Annotated in this window: 15 protein-coding genes; 2 read left to right on the forward strand and 13 right to left on the reverse strand. The window is 44.2% G+C overall.

Annotated features, from left to right (window positions below):
- The first annotated feature begins 7 nt into the window (after positions 1-7).
- Both MKX34_RS21425 and proC read left to right on the forward strand, forming a co-directional pair.
- Positions 8-1,255, forward strand: coding sequence for a glutamate-5-semialdehyde dehydrogenase (locus MKX34_RS21425; RefSeq protein WP_076297406.1), 1,248 nt, complete (start codon positions 8-10; stop codon positions 1,253-1,255).
- A gap of 49 nt (positions 1,256-1,304) precedes the next feature.
- Positions 1,305-2,174 carry a pyrroline-5-carboxylate reductase gene (gene proC, locus MKX34_RS21430; protein ID WP_076297405.1) on the forward strand — a complete coding sequence of 290 codons (870 nt, stop codon included), beginning with the start codon at positions 1,305-1,307 and terminating at the stop codon, positions 2,172-2,174.
- 52 nt (positions 2,175-2,226) lie between these two features.
- Here proC and MKX34_RS21435 read toward each other — a convergent pair whose 3' ends face one another.
- The 13 genes from MKX34_RS21435 to MKX34_RS21495 all read right to left on the reverse strand — a co-directional run bounded on the left by MKX34_RS21435 (position 2,227) and on the right by MKX34_RS21495 (position 14,633).
- Positions 2,227-2,952, reverse strand: coding sequence for a hypothetical protein (locus MKX34_RS21435; protein WP_051490914.1), 726 nt, complete (start codon positions 2,950-2,952; stop codon positions 2,227-2,229).
- The gene (locus MKX34_RS21440) at positions 2,949-4,055 is read right to left on the reverse strand and encodes a hypothetical protein (protein WP_036676314.1); all 1,107 of its coding nucleotides are present in this window, start codon (positions 4,053-4,055) and stop codon (positions 2,949-2,951) included. Before MKX34_RS21440 ends, MKX34_RS21435 begins: the two co-directional genes overlap by 4 nt.
- 15 nt (positions 4,056-4,070) lie before the next feature.
- Positions 4,071-4,568 (reverse strand): hypothetical protein, encoded by a 498-nt coding sequence (locus tag MKX34_RS21445; RefSeq protein ID WP_339203359.1) that lies wholly within the window; start codon positions 4,566-4,568, stop codon positions 4,071-4,073.
- On the reverse strand, positions 4,559-5,167 hold the full coding sequence (locus tag MKX34_RS21450) for a sigma-70 family RNA polymerase sigma factor (protein ID WP_176462568.1): 609 nt from the start codon (positions 5,165-5,167) through the stop codon (positions 4,559-4,561). The genes MKX34_RS21445 and MKX34_RS21450 overlap by 10 nt, the downstream gene beginning before the upstream one ends.
- 71 nt (positions 5,168-5,238) lie before the next feature.
- Positions 5,239-5,991 carry a DnaD domain-containing protein gene (locus tag MKX34_RS21455; protein ID WP_038572407.1) on the reverse strand — a complete coding sequence of 251 codons (753 nt, stop codon included), beginning with the start codon at positions 5,989-5,991 and terminating at the stop codon, positions 5,239-5,241.
- A gap of 31 nt (positions 5,992-6,022) precedes the next feature.
- On the reverse strand, positions 6,023-7,321 hold the full coding sequence (gene asnS / locus MKX34_RS21460; RefSeq protein ID WP_036676308.1) for an asparagine--tRNA ligase: 1,299 nt from the start codon (positions 7,319-7,321) through the stop codon (positions 6,023-6,025).
- A gap of 21 nt (positions 7,322-7,342) precedes the next feature.
- Entirely contained in the window at positions 7,343-8,551 is a 1,209-nt protein-coding gene (locus tag MKX34_RS21465) for an acetate kinase (protein WP_036676305.1), read from the reverse strand.
- On the reverse strand, positions 8,548-9,420 hold the full coding sequence (locus MKX34_RS21470) for a 3-hydroxyacyl-CoA dehydrogenase NAD-binding domain-containing protein (RefSeq protein WP_036676304.1): 873 nt from the start codon (positions 9,418-9,420) through the stop codon (positions 8,548-8,550). The genes MKX34_RS21465 and MKX34_RS21470 overlap by 4 nt, the downstream gene beginning before the upstream one ends.
- Before the next feature lie 133 nt (positions 9,421-9,553).
- The gene (locus MKX34_RS21475; RefSeq protein ID WP_076297403.1) at positions 9,554-11,056 is read right to left on the reverse strand and encodes an AAA family ATPase; all 1,503 of its coding nucleotides are present in this window, start codon (positions 11,054-11,056) and stop codon (positions 9,554-9,556) included.
- Complete coding sequence (locus MKX34_RS21480) at positions 11,049-11,591, reverse strand: hypothetical protein (protein WP_076297402.1); 543 nt, start codon at positions 11,589-11,591, stop codon at positions 11,049-11,051. The genes MKX34_RS21475 and MKX34_RS21480 overlap by 8 nt, the downstream gene beginning before the upstream one ends.
- A gap of 410 nt (positions 11,592-12,001) precedes the next feature.
- Positions 12,002-12,520 (reverse strand): DUF5590 domain-containing protein, encoded by a 519-nt coding sequence (locus tag MKX34_RS21485; protein WP_076101457.1) that lies wholly within the window; start codon positions 12,518-12,520, stop codon positions 12,002-12,004.
- A 171-nt stretch (positions 12,521-12,691) separates the two neighbouring features.
- A complete protein-coding gene (locus tag MKX34_RS21490) occupies positions 12,692-13,993 on the reverse strand; it encodes an amidohydrolase (protein ID WP_076127547.1) in 1,302 nt (433 codons plus the stop codon).
- Positions 13,980-14,633, reverse strand: coding sequence for a redox-sensing transcriptional repressor Rex (locus MKX34_RS21495; RefSeq protein WP_036676294.1), 654 nt, complete (start codon positions 14,631-14,633; stop codon positions 13,980-13,982). The genes MKX34_RS21490 and MKX34_RS21495 overlap by 14 nt, the downstream gene beginning before the upstream one ends.
- Between the last annotated feature and the right edge of the window lie 111 nt (positions 14,634-14,744).

The following is a 14,744-nucleotide window of genomic DNA, read 5'->3' on the forward strand; positions in this document are numbered from 1 at the left end:
AATCGTCATGAGTGAAGTAATTAATAAGAGTAAATTAGCCAAGGAGACTACAGGAGTTCTAGCAAGCTTAACAACTGGCCAGAAGAATGAAGCACTGCTGGTCATGGCCGATGCGCTTCGCCGCGAAGCTCCCGCCATTATCGCCGCCAACGCGGAGGATTTGGAACGAGGAAGACTTAATGGAACTCCGGAATCCATGCTCGACCGGTTGGCGTTAGATGTGGACCGGATTAACAGCATTGCCGAAGGCCTGCAACAAATCGCTATATTACCGGATCCTATCGGTGACACGCTAGAAAGCATTGAACGTCCTAACGGCCTCAACATCCAGAAGCTGCGTGTTCCGCTTGGTGTGATCGGCATCATCTACGAGGCACGTCCCAATGTAACTGTTGATGCTGCAGGTCTATGTCTCAAAACCGGCAACGCTGTTGTGCTGCGCGGTGGCTCTTCTGCCCTGTCCTCCAACCGTAAAATTGTCGAGGTTCTGCACAATGCTCTTGCTGAAACCTCAATGCCGCCTAACGCGCTTCAGCTGATTGAAGACCCAAATCGTTCTTCAGTAGATGAAATGCTAAAGCTGAACGGACTTTTAGATGTGATCATCCCGCGCGGAGGCAGCTCTCTTATTCAAAATGTAGTCCTTAACGCAACCGTTCCCGTAATTGAAACTGGAGCAGGCATCTGCCATACTTATCTCGACACAACTGCCTTGCCAGAAATGGCACGGGACATTAGTTTAAATGCCAAAGCTCAGCGCCCTTCGGTATGTAACTCTATGGAAACACTACTCGTTCATCAGGATTACGCGAGCAAATATCTGTTATCCTTAGCCGAAGCATTCCGTGAGGTTCATGTAGAACTTCGCGGCTGTCAACAAACCATCTCTCTTGTCCCATGGGTATTACCTGCAACCGTAGAAGACTATGCTACAGAATACAACGATTATATCCTTAATATTAGAATCGTCAGTGATTTGGAAGAAGCTATGCAGCATATCGCCCAGTATGGTACGAAACATTCGGAATGTATCGTAACAGAAGATCAGGAGAACGCCACACGCTTTTTACAAGAAGTGGATGCTGCCGCTGTTTATCACAATGCCTCAACCCGCTTCACGGATGGCTTTGAATTTGGATTCGGTGCAGAGATTGGTATTAGTACCCAGAAACTCCACGCTCGTGGCCCGATGGGTCTGCCTGCTCTAACTTCAACCAAATATAAGATCTACGGAACGGGACAAATTCGGGGTTAGTATACACGTTTAAGTATTCTATCACACAACTTTTAGGAGGATTTTAGCCATGTGTCAGCAACCATCAGTTCCACTCATGAATCATAATATTGTTTTTTATGGCGCAGGCTCCATGGCAGAAGCTATCGTTCGCGGGATGATTAGCCGCAATATCGTGAAGTCCGATAATGTCATCATGCTCAATCGCAGCAGCAGTGAACGTCTGGCAGAACTAAAAAGCCGTTATGGTGTAATAGGCACAAATGATCCCGAACAAAAAATAGAATACTTACGGAACGCACCAGTAATAGTACTGGCAATGAAACCTAAAGATGCTGCAGAATCCTTACGCGGACTAGGTCCAATTCTTTCTCCGGATCAGATCGTAGTTTCTGTCATTGCAGGTCTATCTATTCGCACCATGCAAGGTCTACTTGGCAAAGCACAGCCTATTGTTCGCACAATGCCTAACACTTCCAGTTCCATCGGTCTGGGTGCCACTGGTCTAGCCTTCTCCAAAGAAGTAGACGAAAGTGGCCGTCGCCTTGCTCTTAATATCTTTGAGGCTGTCGGGCTTACAACAGTCATTGATGAGGAACGTATGGAAACCTTGACCGGAATTTCAGGCAGCGGGCCTGCGTATATCTATTACATGATGGAAGCCATGATCGCCGCTGGTATCCGTGGTGGGCTGCCACTTGATCAAAGCACCGAATTAACTGTTCAAACAGTGCTGGGTGCTGCCCGAATGGTACAACAGACGGGAGAAGAACCCGCAGCACTCCGTAAGAAGGTTACTTCCCCTAACGGTTCAACACAAGCAGCTATAGAAGTGCTTGAACGAGGGGAATTCTTTGAAACTGTGATTGCTGCAGTTAACCGATGTGCCGAGCGCTCACGTGAAATGGGTGCTGCCCTAGAGAAAGAGCTTCGTTCTTAACCAAAAAAAGATCGCAGCCCATCCCCTCATCGGGTGGGAAGCGATCTTTTTTTTATCTTGTTACAACATTTCCATAATTATCTCTTACGATTACCTTTAGATTTACAGGAGCCGCAATGGTCACGTTCAATGCATTCCTGGAGTTATCGAATACTAGATGTCTAGGTATGTCTCCTAAAATGACGTAAAATGTGTCTCCGACTTGTTTAGTTTGCAACAGCCGCTTCTCTTGCTCTTGCTTGAGTTGCCCTTCTGCCGTGGAATAACTCCCAAATACATTCAACTCGTTCCCAGCCGTTCGATCAACCATAATTCCATAAGGTTCAGCAGCCTGGATTATAAGTGTGCCTACACCCTGTGGAACATTCCCCTTCCATTCCGGCAAGGAATAATTCTCCTCCGTAGATGAGATCACATGTCTAAGTTCTTGTGTTAATCCTAAAGAGCTGACTCCTGCGAATACTAAACAGCACACTGCCAGAAATCCGACGAACAGAACACTTAGCACATCATAGTACATTTTCCCTTTACCACGGAACCATAAGGTGTAAATTACAATTTCTAAACCAAGTAAGATAAAAATGAGCGGCCACCAAGCAAGCGTTGTCTCGAACACATCCGCTCCTTTCCACTGCGAGACCATTATTAATGCCCCCAGAAATAAAAGGCTCAGTCCCATCGACAACGTACCTACACGCCAACTTCTAGATTTCCCTTCGTTCACTGGAAACTCGCTAGTTACCATGACTCCCGGCTCTACTTCTACTGGATTATTCAAGATTGACCCCCCGCCCCTTTTCTACTCTTATTATTCTTACTTCCAGTCATCAGCTTCACCCCACCACCAATCAATAACACGGAGACGACAATGGTCTTAAAATATTCATTTACGCGATATTCCAGCCGCCATTCTGGAAATCTGATATCGATGGCAGGAACTGCGACATTCACAACAATAAAGTATAATCCGAGACACATCAGGACTGCTCCGAGCCAGCCTTGATGATTTAAGAAACCTTCGATAACCGGCTTATCCTGCAAAGGTTCACGTCCATATCGGCTAACTAACTGTAAGCCATCGAATAAGCTATAGAACCAAATGACCGGGATAAGGAAAAAGAGCAATGTTAACCGCAATAGATCCATGACATAAATACTTCCTAAGAAAAGAAGCATGAGCTGGAGCCCTCTTTTTTGCAGTCCCAGATACATCTGTCCAGCACCAGGAAATGCGGATAGTAATGTCGCTAATACTTTGCTGCGTCGTCCTTCCTCACGTCCAGCCTCCATCTCTTCGAATAATGTGCGGTCAACAAGCATTTCTCCTGCTTGTTTACGATGGATCAACTGAACTGCATCAAACATGCAATACAGCCAAATTACTGGCAATACTCCAAACAGCAGCAAAAATGCATCACTCGAAGTAATTCCGGCCAAGAACAACATAACGGTCATGAATCCGAAAAAAGAAATCAGAAAGGATAGTCCACGCTGCATCAGCCCCATATGAAAATGACCCAATCCAGGAATGAAAGACAATAAGATGACATGCACACGTTCATTATCCTCCGTCTTTACGGGCATAGTAGAACTAAAATCCAGCATTGATCCATCAGGCGCTACAATTGGAGTGGGCATTTGCAGTAATTTAATTACCAGATGAATCATCGAAAGGATCCATAGAAGTAAGAATCCGATCACTCCCAATGCCAGAATTCCCTCATCCCCTTCAGCCATAGCGATTAAGAATGACATAAATAACACACCAAAGCTTAGCAAAAAATAAACAATCCCTTGTGGGCGTCTTCCCATATAATAATGACCTGCTCCAGGAATCATATTAAGAAAAAGACCCTTAATTTTATTACGCTGCTGTTGCATTGTTCATTTCTCCTCTCATTTCTGTCTTCCGTCCATAATCCGGCTCAACCATCCGCTGGTGGCTTGCATGAATTGTTCGCTATAAGATGGCGAATTATCTTTCTTAGGGACAATAAGCTCCATTTCACCCGTGAGTAACTTATCAAACATCCCGGAAGACATAATCAACAGCGTTAACGAAGCAGCAACGGCATAATGAAAGATTGTTTTTTCATACCAGCGATAACGCCGTGATCCTTCTTCTTGCCCCGCTACTTCTTCTATGACTACTGAAGATCTCACCGTAGCAACCCAATCTCCCATAACTCTCTCTGTAAAAGCAGACGAATTCTCCAATGAAGGCAGATCCTCCTTTAGCTCATCCAGCATCTCCATGTACGAAACAAATGTGTCTTCATCCTTGAGCAGCAATTGTTCCCATTCATCTCGCTCTATACTATCTTCTTGCCCTTCAAGATAAGCTTTTGCCTGCTCGCGGCGATTTAGGTTTTCTCCACTCTTCATCATAGCCATTCGTCCTCCTTCCAATGTTTTCGCATCCATTGTCTCGCCCTATATAGTCTGGACTCCACCGTCTTCAGAGTAATTTCATTTTCAGCAGCAATTTGCTCATATTTTTTATTTTCCAGATAATAAGCCACCATAATTTCCCGATGACCCTCCGGTAAATTGTTGATCTCACCCGACAGACGATTCATCCGGTCACGACGGACAACAGTGGCTAGTACATCCTCCTCATTAGAAGGTGTCTGGCTCAGCACAAGCTCATAGTCAACAGGTAACTCTCGTAGCCGATCACGTTTACGTTTGGCATCAATAGCCTTATTTAAGGCGATCCGCGTAATCCATGATTTTAAGCCTTGATAACGGTAGTCAGGGAGAGATTTATACATCTGGAGAAAAGCTTCCTGAGCAGCGTCTTCAGCCCCTTTGACTTCACGTAATACAGAATAGGTGATTTTGTATATATGCTGACTGTATGTATTTACAAACTGGCGAAACGCATCTTCGTCTCCTTGGCAAATCCGCTTGATTAATAGCTCTTCCTCAATGACTCTCCCCTCCTTCCCACAGCAATAGACGCTGAGTTCTTCGCCTACCCCTGCACTTATCTAAAAAAATAAAAAAAGAACCGTACAGACTCTAGCAATAGCTAAAGCAATACGGTTCTCTCCTAAACGATCTATCTTCCACCATTGCGGAATTTTTGTGTATACGTCTTAACATCCTGAGCGTTCTTGACCCGGTTACGGGCCCATTCCAGCAATATCCGGTCGATATAACGAAAATGAACCTTCCCCGCAAATACGGATTCCTTGAGTGCTAACAGAATCAGCTCCTCAGGATATCGGTCTTGATCCACCCAGCTGGAAATCGTCTCACATTCCATTGGAGACAGCGGGCGCCCGAATTCCTTCTCGAAAATACTGAATAGATTCCGGCTCTCCTCTTTATCTCCAAGTGAAGAAGGAGATGTGGGGGGAGTTCCGAATCCTCCACCTGACGCAGCAGCCCGGGGAGCTGATGTTCCATATGCTCCCTTGTCCTTATCTTGCTCATTTTCTTGTACAGCTGTCGCAAGATAAGCACCTAGCTTTCCATATAGCCCTGAGAAATTGTAGCGTTCATAATGGATATCTCTTAGCTCATCGTTGTCTCCATCGATGCTAATGAAACCTTCCTTCATGAGCTTCTGCAATTCTCCGGCGAGAACGGAAATGCTACGACCAGTTACAACCTGAAGCTCCTCCAGAGAAGGGAACTCAATCCCTTCTACTTGCCTGAAGGAGAGCAGATGAATCAGCAGCATGGCTTCACTTCCGCTTAAATTCAGCTTCCGGTAATACTTCAGTAAAGCGTAAGGTATGACGGCCATTCCGTTCTCCAGACCGAAGGAGACGCCTTCGCTCCAGGTACTCCATGTCTTGCCGTCCATGTGCTTCCCCCTTTGTTCAAATCCTAAGAACTTATGGGTAGAGGCGGTACAGTGTACGTGGGAATGGAATAGTCTCACGTACATGGTCAAGACCACAGATCCAAGCTACAGTACGCTCAAGCCCAAGTCCAAAACCGGAGTGAGGTACAGATCCGTAAGTACGCAGATCCATGTACCATTTATAAGAATCCATCGAAAGATTGTGCTCTTTATAACGCTCTTCAAGCAGCGCAGGATCATCGATCCGCTGTGAACCCCCAATAATCTCTCCATAACCTTCAGGAGCGATCATATCAGCACACAGTACGACTTCAGGACGATTTGGATCCGGCTTCATGTAGAACGCTTTGAATGAAGCAGGATAATGAGTAATAAATACAGGTTTATCGTATGCTTCAGCGATTGCTGTTTCATGAGGTGCACCGAAATCATCACCCCAAGCAATATCTTCAAAGCCTTTATCATTCAAGAACTTGATCGCATCGTCATAAGTAATGCGTGGGAATGGTGCTTTGATATTCTCCAGCTTGGAAATATCGCGGCCTACCGCTTCCAACTCCGCACGGCAATTCTTCAATACGGATTGCACTACGAAGCTAATAAACTCTTCCTGAACCTTCAAGCTTTCTTCATGATCTGTGAAGGCCATTTCCGGCTCGATCATCCAGAACTCGATCAAGTGGCGACGAGTCTTAGATTTCTCCGCACGGAAGGTTGGTCCAAAGGAATATACACGGCCCAGTGCCATAGCTGCAGCTTCCATGTATAACTGTCCGCTTTGGGTCAGGTAAGCATCCTCATCGAAGTATTTCGTGTGGAACAAGTTAGTAGTTCCCTCTGCTGACGTTGGCGTCAGAATCGGAGGATCCACCTTTGTAAATCCGCTCTCGTTGAAGAACTGTTGGATTGCCCGGATAATCTCCGCACGAATAACCAGAACAGCCCGCTGCTTCGAGGCACGGAGCCAGAGGTGACGGTGATCCATCAAGAAATCAACGCCATGCTCTTTCGGAGTAATTGGATAATTCTCTGTAAGGTGCAGAACTTCAATTCCGGTAACAGTCATTTCAAAACCGGATTGACTGCGAGGCTCCTCACGAATAATACCAGTCACATACAATGAGCTTTCCTGCGTGAGGCTCTTAGCTGCGTCCCATACCTCTTCAGGCACTTCTGATTTCACTACAACTCCCTGAATATAACCTGTACCATCGCGAAGCTGCAGGAACTGAATTTTACCACTGGAGCGCTTGTTGTTTACCCAACAACCGATAACAACACTTTCTCCAACATGTTCATTCACGTTCTTGATTACACTCTTGTTAGCCATGCCTTCAATCTCTCCTCTAATTTAGCCGTTAATTCCTTGCACAATACGGTTTGTATCACGTGCGATGACAAGTTCTTCGTTAGTCGGAACTACAAGCACCTGCACTTTGGAATCTACCGTAGAGATACGACGCGGGTCGCCGGAGCGAACTTTGTTAGCTTCAACATCCAACTCAATACCCAGGAACGTAAGGTTATTTAGCAGTTTCTCACGTAGCAATGAAGCATTTTCACCAACACCAGCAGTGAATACGATAGCATCTACACCGTTCATAGCAGCCGCATAAGAACCGATATACTTGCGCAAGCGGTACTCATACATTTCAAAAGCTAGCGTGGAATTAGGCTCACCTTTTTCCATACCCTCAATAATATCACGCATATCACTGCTTACGCCCGAAATTGCTAGGAGTCCACTATGTTTGTTCAACATGGAGTTAACTTCTCCTACGGACAATTCTTCCTTGTTCATCACGTAAGGAACAATTGCTGGATCAAGATCACCACTGCGAGTACCCATCATCAAACCTTCCAGAGGAGTCATACCCATGGAAGTATCCACAGACACTCCATCTTGAACTGCAGTTACGCTACCTCCGTTACCGATATGACAAGTAATGATCTTCAGATCTTCCAACGGACGCTCCAAGTACTCCGCAGCAGCTTTGCTTACGAAGTCGTGTGATGTACCGTGTGCGCCATACCGACGAACTTTATATTTATTGTACAGTACTCTAGGAATCGCGTACATATAAGCTTTTTCAGGCATTGTTTGGTGGAATGCAGTATCGAATACAACAACCTGCGGTACACCCGGCATATTTACTTCAGAAGCCGTAATCCCCATCATTGCTGCTGGGTTATGCAGTGGTGCAAGGTCAAACAATTGACGAATTTTAGTCTTGGCATCAGCGTCCACAAGTGCGGAAGCTTTGAAGAATTCACCACCATGTACTACACGGTGACCCACAGCATTGATTTCTTTAATGGATTCAATAACGCCATGCTCTTTATCCGTTAGGCAAGCTAGAACTTTACGAATCGCTGTGTTATGCTCCAAAATTTCACTTACTTCTGTTACTTCAGCTTTACCAGTAGGTTTATGGTTCAGAATGGAGGAATCCATCCCGATACGTTCCACCAAACCTTTAGCCAAAACGGATTCATCAGCCATATTGTACAATTGATATTTTAAAGAAGAACTACCGGAGTTAATTACTAGAATATTCATATACGGTCACCATCCTTGTCGTACTGGAAGAAGCCTTCGCCTGATTTCATACCCAATTGTCCTGCACGCACCATCTTCTTAAGGATCGTGGAAGGACGATATTTCAGCTCACCATATTCACGGAACATATTTTCAAGTGCAGCAAGAACCGAATCCAGACCGAATCTGTCAGCCATTTCAAGCGGTCCATATTGGAATTGATAACCAATACGCATAGCATCGTCAATATCCTGTGCGGAGGCAACGCCTTCTTGCAGCACGTGCATAGCTTCATTGATAAACAAGCAAATGAGGCGTGATGTTACAAATCCTGGGGATTCATAAATCATTACACCTTTTTTCTCAACAATTTCATCAACAAAGGATTTTGTATCTTCAAAAGTAGCATCTGAAGTTTTCAGACCGCGTACAATTTCAACAAGATCCACTTTAGCTACAGGGTATATGAAATGCATTCCGATCACGCGTTCCGGATACATTGTAGAACTTGCAAGTTCAGTCAAGCTAAGTGTTGACGTATTGCTGGCAAGAATAATGTGGTTTGGACATACTTGATCCAGTTGATTTAATATTTTTTTCTTTTCTTCTAAATCCTCAACGATTGTTTCGATAACCATGTCACAAGAGCTCAGCTCTGCGAAATGTGTCACTTTTTGAATGCGGCTAAGAATCAGCTTCTTCTCAGCTTGAGTGATCGCCCATTTCTCCAGTTGCTTATCTAGACTTGTCTCGATCATTTCGTAGGAGTAGTCCAGTTTCTCAGGGGTTTTCTCCACCAGCAATACATCCAGGCCCTTGGCTGCCAGCATTTCGGCAATCCCTTGTCCCATTGTGCCACCGCCGATGACACCAATTTTCTTGAAATTCATAAAAAAGTCTCCATCCTTTCAGGTATCTATACTTTTGTATTGTACCTTGTCTGTCGCAAAAATTTATAAAGCCCGACATATAATGATATCTTAGCATGCCTGAAAAGTAAAAAAAAATAACCAGCATAAATATTTATGCTGGTAAACGCACGCTGTCACGAAATTGACATCGAAATTGCTCTCCAGAGAGCACTTCTTCCTTCATTAAAATGTCAAGGGAGTAATCAAATACATTTCGTTGCTTTTCAAGGTGGTCGTGAGTACGAACCATCAGTTCATCCAAAATTTTACTGTTTTCCTTCATAAGCTCTTCAGTGGTAACCATTTCCAGCTTGGCGATACCCAACGAAGTCAATCCGGATTTCATCATGGTTTCGACAATATTCAGGGCCTGATCAAAATCGCCACGCGAACCTGTGCTTCGTCCGCCATAATACATTTCTTCTGCAGCCGCTCCACCAAGTGCAATCATAATCTGATCTTCGAGATAATCTTTGGTGTACAAATACTGCTCTTGCTGAGGATTGTGACGTACATAACCAAGGGCTTGCCCCCGCGGAGTCAGCGTAACCTGACTAACACTTCCCGGACGCAGCAGCTCTGCCATAATGGCATGTCCCAATTCGTGGATCGCCACCCGTTTTTTCTCTTCGTGATTAGTTTCTCTGTCCGTTTTTTCCCCCATCATAACCTTGTCAATCGCCATCGACAGATGCCGCTGCTCAACCTCTGTCAATTCCTCACGCATCATATAAATTGCTGCCTCATTCATAACACTTTCGAGCTGAGCACCGGAAAAACCATAGGCTTCTTCGGAAATTTTGTCGAGGTTCACATTTGCATGAAGCGGCTTATTTTTGGCATGCAATTCGAGAATCGATTTGCGGCCTTTTTTATCAGGCATGTCCACTTGAATATGACGGTCAAACCGGCCAGGACGCAGCAATGCTGAATCAAGCATTTCTTTACGGTTAGTGGCTGCTACCAGCAGAATGCGCGGCGTTTCGTTGTTATAGATCCCGTCCATCTCAGTCAACAGCTGATTCAAGGTCTGATCATATTCTCGCTGCTGTCCGCCTTCACGCTTACCGCCAATTACGTCAATTTCATCTATGAAAATAATAGCGCTTTGCTTGTTTTCCTTAAGGGCGCGGGTACGGGCATCCTTAAACAAATCGCGGATACGGCCGGCACCGACACCTACGTACATTTCTACAAACTCACTGCCTGATGCTGCCACAAATACAGAGTTCGTATAATGTGCTGCTGCTCTAGCCATAAGGGTCTTACCTGTTCCTGGAGGGCCTGTAAGCAGAATCCCTTTCAAAGGCCGAATCCCGAATTTGCTGATTTCCTCATGCCGGATCAAAAAATCCAACGCTTCACGAAGCTCCTGCTTTGCATTGTCTTGCCCGCCAATTTCTTCAAAAGTAAGCTTTGAAGGTCCATCCTTCTTGCGTTTCTTCCCGGCACCTGCATTCACCGCAAGTCCGCCTCTTAAATGAGCAATGATAAGTAAAGCCGTGAGCATCCCAGCAGCAATTACAATCGGGAATATATTAATGCCTAGAAAAGCAATAAAAATAAACAAGACAGGAACAAATCCAATTAGAATTTCTTTAAGGTATTTAGGCATTATTCCATACCCCCAATGTCGCAGGTTTGCGCGGCAAAATAATAAATTTGCTTTCTTTTCCATTACTCAAGCTTACATAGACATTATTGTCGTCAATTTCTGTTGAGGCTATCACATTTTTATATTGCGGATATTGCGCTTTGAGTCCATCAAGTTCTGTGGGTATAAGTGTATATTTACGGCTCTCCATGGCTTCAGCTACAGAGAACATCGCTTTATCCCAGTATTCATCCAGCAGTTCACTGGAGTTCTGTTCTACATCAAGTTTCAGTGTACGTCCATCAATCATCGATTTTCCTTCTTTGGAGACGTACTGAACCAGTTCACGTAATTTCGTGCCTGGCTGGAGATCAAGTTTCAAAGTGACCTCATTGCGGTTAATACTGATATGAGAATTATTGACGCCCTCATATTGAGATACAATCTTCTGAAGTGGTTCCTGCATTGCAAACTGACGATACAAAAAGAAGCCACCAAACAATAGAGTAGCCGACAGTAGAGACGTTATCAGCACAGGTACAAGACGTAATTTCAAGAAACGTCCTCCTCTCAAAGATGACAAAATATAAAGCTCAGTATAATAATTTATAGCTACTTGAGAGCTCATCAGAGAGACTGAAGTCTCTTATTGCTGTTCTAATTACAAGTAGTAGTATATCACAGGTGTATATACTAATTTCAAAATAAATGTGAATATATTTAAAATTTAATTTTTTAAATATTTCCATCAATACCAAATATATTCCTCGTTTTCGACAAAATCGGCCTTGATTTTTAATCAATCGGCCTATTTTTGTATGTGAATTTAAGAGAATATTCGGTGATAACCACCCATTCAGTATATCACTTAGTATATCACTTTTGTACATCAAATAAATGTAAACAAGCGAACTTATAATAAGTTCGCTTGTTTACATTGCCACCCTTAATTTCCTTATGTTCGGCTTAACTTTTAGGTAAACTGTAACCTTCACCCATTCGGGACCCATCCGAAAACCGATAAAATTGATAATAATACCGACCGCTCTGTTTATAAAAAAGCTGCCAAGCATACTCTCCGTTATATACTCCCGGCAGCAAGCGTTCAATCGTTATGTCCGGAAGATCAGCTTTGATAATGCCGCGTATTTGGGCTTCTGAGGTTCCTTTACTTAGTTCCTCAGCAAACACTGCGTCGTCGCCTTCAGCAAATTTTCCATCTACCGTAAAGCGGACCCAGACCATAAGAGCAGTCCCGGCTTCATTTTTTCCTGTTAAAACCCAGTACACTGCATTTTCATCCCAAACCGATTTTTGTGCTTTGGTTACCTCTGTTAGACCCGCTCTGGTTTTGGCAACATCCTTGGCGATATCCTGCTCGTTCCATTGATCTTTCATAATATAGGCATAGAACTGGATAAGTCCAAACCCCAGGAGCAGAATCAGAACTGACCCCAGGAGGATCCATTTTTTCCTTTTCTTCAAGGTACAGCTCCCTTTCTAGTAATATATCTTTTTTGATTATATAACACACCCGCGTGTTTATCCAAAATTTCATAATTTTCTAGCTTTCCCAGCCTTAAAATGTACAAAAGGCCGCAACTTTTGCTAAAAGCAAAAAGTCGCAGCCTATTATTTATTCGTTATTCTCCAGACTTAACGCTTCAATAAACCTTCGAAGGCTTCTTGCGCTTTACGCCGGATAGCTTCCTCATCCAGGGTTAAGCATTGTCCATGCTTGATGACCTGTTTACCATTCACCCACACATGCTCAACATCCTTAGCGCTAGCAGAGTAAACTGCATGAGACAACAGATCTGTGTGTGGCAGCAAATGCGGCTGATCTATATCAATTGCAATGAAATCAGCTTTCATCCCAACAGCAAGTCTACCTACATTATTTAAAAAGATGGACTGGGCGCCATATTCTGTAGCCATACGTAGAGCTTCTGGAGCTGGAACAGCCGTTGGATCACCGCTGACACCCTTATGAATGAGAGCTGCAAGCCGCATCTCTTCAAACATATCCAAGTTATTGTTGCTTGCCGCGCCATCCGTGCCAAGAGACACCTTCACACCAGCTTTTAGAAGATCAGTAACCCGAGCCACTCCGCTAGCCAGCTTCAAATTACTGCCCGGATTATGAGAGACACCCACATTATGGCGAGCCAAGATCTCAATCTCTTCATCATTTAAATGAACACCATGTGCAACTATCGAGGGACGTGTGAACATTCCAAGCTTCTCTAAGTGAGCTACAGGACGCAACCCGTAATCCGCCACATTTTGTTCCACTTCACGTTTCGTTTCGGACATATGCGTATGCATCGGTAAATCCAGATCATGCGCTGCCTGCACGAACTTAACCAGGAAGTCCGGAGGGCAAGTATAAGGGGCGTGCGGCGAGATCATAGTAGTAATTCTACCGTCAGCCTTTCCATGCCAGTTACGGGCAAAAGAAATCGCTTCCGCAAGCTTGTGATTCTGTACATCCTCTGGACATAACCCGATCACACCACGCATCAATACGGAACGGATACCTGATAACTCAGCTACCTCAGCTACTCGGTCCATATGATCATACATATCGAGGAAGGTCGTAGTTCCACCCTTCAGCATTTCCAATACAGATAAGGAGGTTCCCCAGTATACATCATCACCGGTGAACTTTTCCTCCATCGGCCACATCTTCTCCTGAAGCCACACTTGTAGCGCTAAATCATCTCCATATCCACGCAGCAAAGACATCGCCGCATGACCATGTGTGTTTACAAGTCCAGGCATGAACAGCAGACGGCTGCCATCAACCACTTGCACTCCAGCTTCCATCTGAGGCTCTTCTTTTCCTATGTAAGTGATTAAATCATCTTCAATAGTCATATATCCACTCAGAACCGGCTCATCCGTTCCCGGAGTCAGAAAATACCCGCCCTTAATTATCGTTTTATTGTTGTTCATGTTCGCTTTCTTCCTTTCCATCCCGCAAGTAATACGCAAGACTTTGCAGATCAGTTGTAAAATCAGCTGCATGCACCCGGATATTCGGTGGTGTCTTCAGAATCACAGGGGCAAAGTTCAAAATTGCTTCAATCCCAGAAGAAATGAGAATATCTGCTACATTTTGAGCTTCTGAATCAGGTACGGTAATAATGGCAATGCGAATACCTTGCTCACGAATCGTGCTGCCTAGTTCATCCATTGGTTGCACAGTAAGGGAGTTGATCTTACGTCCAACCTTAGGAGCGTACGAATCAAATATAGCGGTGATTTTCATAGTATCTTTGAGATATGCATTGTAATTAGACAAGGCATGTCCGAGATTACCTGCTCCAACTAAAGCTACATTAAGCTGTTGATCCAGCTTCAGGATATGACGGATTTTCTCAATAAGATACGTTACATCATAGCCAATACCTTTTCTGCCGAAGTCACCAAAATACGCTAAATCCTTACGAATCTGTGCGGGATTAAGATCAAGCTTTTGTCCAAGTTCCTGAGAGGAAACTGTTAATATTTCGCGATTCTGGAGATCATTCAAAAAACGCAAATACACAGGTAGTCTGCGAACAACGGCTTCTGATATTTTATCCGATTTCATATTTTTCCTCCTAAAAATAGTAATGTTCTTGTGAAAATCCATATTCAAACGTATACCTCTCCTTATTAAGGGCGGTACTGTAACTTACCGCCCTTAAGGATAAGGAGGAGC

It is taken from the genome of Paenibacillus sp. FSL R5-0636 (assembly GCF_037974255.1).
GTDB classification, from domain to species: Bacteria; Bacillota; Bacilli; order Paenibacillales; family Paenibacillaceae; genus Paenibacillus_AQ; species Paenibacillus_AQ odorifer.

Bases quoted from the DNA above. Each gene is read 5' to 3' on its own strand.
- MKX34_RS21455 (WP_038572407.1), bottom strand. From the start codon at position 5,991: ATGGACGGCAAGACATGGAGTACCTGGAGCGAAGGCGTCTCCTTCGGT.
- MKX34_RS21470 (WP_036676304.1), bottom strand. From the start codon at position 9,420: ATGAATTTCAAGAAAATTGGTGTCATCGGCGGTGGCACAATGGGACAA.
- MKX34_RS21495 (WP_036676294.1), bottom strand. From the start codon at position 14,633: ATGAAATCGGATAAAATATCAGAAGCCGTTGTTCGCAGACTACCTGTG.
- MKX34_RS21425 (WP_076297406.1), top strand. From the start codon at position 8: ATGAGTGAAGTAATTAATAAGAGTAAATTAGCCAAGGAGACTACAGGA.
- MKX34_RS21465 (WP_036676305.1), bottom strand. From the start codon at position 8,551: ATGAATATTCTAGTAATTAACTCCGGTAGTTCTTCTTTAAAATATCAA.
- MKX34_RS21445 (WP_339203359.1), bottom strand. From the start codon at position 4,568: ATGGCTATGATGAAGAGTGGAGAAAACCTAAATCGCCGCGAGCAGGCA.
- MKX34_RS21490 (WP_076127547.1), bottom strand. From the start codon at position 13,993: ATGAACAACAATAAAACGATAATTAAGGGCGGGTATTTTCTGACTCCG.
- asnS (WP_036676308.1), bottom strand. From the start codon at position 7,321: ATGGCTAACAAGAGTGTAATCAAGAACGTGAATGAACATGTTGGAGAA.
- MKX34_RS21440 (WP_036676314.1), bottom strand. From the start codon at position 4,055: ATGCAACAGCAGCGTAATAAAATTAAGGGTCTTTTTCTTAATATGATT.
- proC (WP_076297405.1), top strand. From the start codon at position 1,305: ATGTGTCAGCAACCATCAGTTCCACTCATGAATCATAATATTGTTTTT.
- MKX34_RS21475 (WP_076297403.1), bottom strand. From the start codon at position 11,056: ATGCCTAAATACCTTAAAGAAATTCTAATTGGATTTGTTCCTGTCTTG.